The organism is Candidatus Pelagibacter communis (assembly GCF_001179845.1).
GTDB lineage: Bacteria > Pseudomonadota > Alphaproteobacteria > Pelagibacterales > Pelagibacteraceae > Pelagibacter > Pelagibacter ubique_Q.
This window is the reverse complement of sequence record NZ_CVSB01000030.1, coordinates 1-3,020: the sequence shown is the minus strand read 5'-3', so window position 1 is coordinate 3,020 and position 3,020 is coordinate 1. Positions and strand designations below refer to the sequence as shown.

Genomic DNA, 3,020 nt, shown 5'->3' with positions numbered 1-3,020 from the left:
TTTGATTAAAAAGAATGGAAAAAATTTAATAAGCCAGGTTTTAAATATTCTGATTGTTCTACTTGCTCAAAAAAATTAGGGTTAGATACTTACACAAATACAAACGGTTTTTTTACAGAATACTCAATGACAATCCCATCTGAAGACATGGCAGAAGTATATTCTCATTTAATAACAGGAAATTACAAAATTTCAGATGACGAAATTCTCAATAAAAAAATTAAATTTATAAAAGATAAATTAAAAGAAATTGATAATACTTTTGTATTTTAGTTATGATAAAAAAAGTTAAAGCCTCTCTGCATGAAAAATTAATTTTTATTTTTTTAATACTGCTTGGAGTTTTTGCTTTAAGTTTTACTATTGTTGTAAAAAATAAGTGTTTATTTGTAAAAAACTTTGATCCACAAAAAATTAATTTTGAAAAACCAAATAATATTGTTGTCCTTAATGCTGAATGTGGCAATGTCATAATTGAACTCTATCCTGAAATTTCTCCAAACGGAGTCGAGAGATTTAAAAAATTAATCAATTTAAAAGCATATGACGATATTGCTTTTCATAGAGTGATTAAAGATAAACTGGTTCAGGCGGGTGATCTTGAGTTTGGTAAAAAAGATCAATTAGATTATGGAAAAATTGGAACTGGTAAATCAGGTCTAGGTACTATTAAATCAGAAGTTGATGCTGAGTTTAATTTTGAAAGAGGTTCCGTTGGTTTAGCGAGAACTTTAAAATATGATACTGAAGATAGTCAGTTTTTTATTATTCTTGATGATGAGCCACTATTTGAAGGCGAATACACTCCTATAGGGAAAGTGATTTACGGTATTAAAGTGTTAGAAAAAATTAGATATTCTCATAGATCTGAATATGTCCTTAGACCTAATTTTATAAATACAGTTAGGATGCTTAAGTAAAAATTAATTAACTAATGGCTTGCCGGTTGCGAGGGTATGTTTAATTCTATCTTGAGTTTCTTTAGTCTCAATTAGTCTCATAAAAGCATCCAATTCCAATTTGTATAAATCATCTTCTGATAATGTTTTGTCAAATGAAGTGTCTCCACCACTCAATACATGAGCTAATTCTTGTGCTACTTTTAAACCATGATCTAATATAACTTTATCATTATATAACTTATCCAAAATTTTATTCATTTCAGGAAGTACTGTTTTTCCCGGAAGATTAAATTTTAATTCTGATGGGGCTTTGAAGTCTTTATTGTTATTTAAAATTTCCATTGAAACTTCTAATAAACTATTTCTATTCATAATTTTTTTATCTTGAGGTTTTAGATATTTCATAGGTTCTGCTTCAACTGGTGAAGTAGCAGTTTTACCGTAACCGATTATATCAAATACTTTAAGAGGAGCATAATGAGGGTCGTTTCTGGCTTCATCTGTATCTAGCCATCTAGCCAACATTTCTTTACATCCCCCTCCTGCTGGAATTAAACCAACAATAGTCTCTACCAGTCCAACAACAATATTTGTATGTGAGGCCACAAAATTACTTTGAACCATCACCTCAAAACCTCCACCAAGTGTTAGGCCTGAAGGTGCTGAAATTACAGGATGTTCAGAATACTTTAAGTGCTTACACGTTTCTTGAAAATACTTAATGAATTTTTCAATAGATTTAAAATCACCTTTATTAGCAAAATCCATTGTATAAGTTAAATTTACACCTGCAGAAAATTGCATACTCTCATTTATGATAATTAAAGGCTTGTCGGTTGCTTTTTTAAGAGCATCCATTGAATCATAATCAAGTGCGTTGGCTTTCGTAGTAAACTCAACGATATTATAATCTTGAAAACGATAAACTTGAGCGGAATTGTTTCCATCAATGCTCATAGCTTTTTTCTTAACTTTTCCTAGTGTTTCAATCTCAGTATACTTTTGTCTAGAACCATAAAAATTTTGATCTTTACTTATAGATAATTTTTCTAAAAACTCATTTCCTTTAAATTCATCAATTCTACTAAAAAAATTTTCAACACCTATTTCTTCTAACATTTCAAAAGGACCTTTTGCCCAATTAAAGCCTAATCTCATTGCTTCATCTATATCATTAAACTCTTTGGTAATTCCTGGTACTAAAGATGATGAATATTTTATAATCTTTGAAATGACAGACCAAGCATACTTGCCAAATTTGTCATCTCTAGAGATTAAAGATTTTAAATCAACTTTATCAGTACCAATATTAATTTTTTTGCTTATAGAATATTCACCCGTTTGAAGATTAATTGCCTCCATAACCTTGGTTGCACCGGTTTTATTCATTCGGTAAAAACCACCTTTACCTTTTCGACCAGTATAACCCGTCTCAATTAATTTTTTAACAAGAGGAATTTCTTTAGCAACTTCTTGGAAAGGGTCATTTTCAGACAGCTCTTTGATAAAACTTTTTAAAACATCAGCCATTAAATCAATTCCAATTAAATCATAAAGGCCAAAAACTCCTGTTTTTGGAATACCCATTGGTCTTCCAAATATTGCATCAGCTTCTTCAATGCTTAGTTTCATTTTAAAAGCTTCTGTCATTGCAACTTGCATTGCAAAAACACCTATTCTATTACCTAAAAAACCTGGTGTGTCATTACAAACAATCGCTCCTTTACCTAATTCTATTTCACAAAACTTCTTGAGCGAATTAATTTTCTCTAAATCATTATTTTCATTTTTCACTATCTCCAGCAAACCCATGTATCGAACTGGATTAAAAAAATGAGTAATGCAAAAATCTTTCTTTTCTTCTGAGTTTAATTTTTCAGATAAAACTTTGATAGGAATAGATGATGTGTTTGATGAAACTATCGCCCCATCTTTTCTATTTTTAAAAATTTTTTCATATATATTATGTTTAATATCTATTCTCTCAACTACTGCCTCAACAATCCAATCAGCATCTTTAACAACATCAAAGTTATCATTAATATTACCAACTTTAATATTGTCTATTTTTGATTTATCTAACAATAATGGTGGTTTTGACTTGAATATTCTGCCTCT

Annotated in this window: 2 protein-coding genes and 1 pseudogene; 2 read left to right on the top strand and 1 reads right to left on the bottom strand. The window is 29.6% G+C overall.

Annotation, left to right across the window (positions count from 1 at the left end; translation table 11 throughout):
- Positions 1-24: 24 nt before the first annotated feature.
- Both AMN81_RS06320 and AMN81_RS03015 read left to right on the top strand, forming a co-directional pair.
- A pseudogene (locus AMN81_RS06320) lies at positions 25-273 on the top strand (putative zinc-binding metallopeptidase); the annotation flags it as partial.
- Positions 274-275: 2 nt separating this feature from the next.
- On the top strand, positions 276-920 hold the full coding sequence (locus tag AMN81_RS03015; RefSeq protein ID WP_072090649.1) for a peptidylprolyl isomerase: 645 nt from the start codon (positions 276-278) through the stop codon (positions 918-920).
- A gap of 3 nt (positions 921-923) precedes the next feature.
- On the opposite strand, the gene AMN81_RS03010 is transcribed toward AMN81_RS03015, so the two are convergent.
- A partial coding sequence (locus AMN81_RS03010) for a 3-hydroxyacyl-CoA dehydrogenase/enoyl-CoA hydratase family protein (protein WP_072090648.1) occupies positions 924-3,020 on the bottom strand: 2,097 nt, incomplete at its 5' end.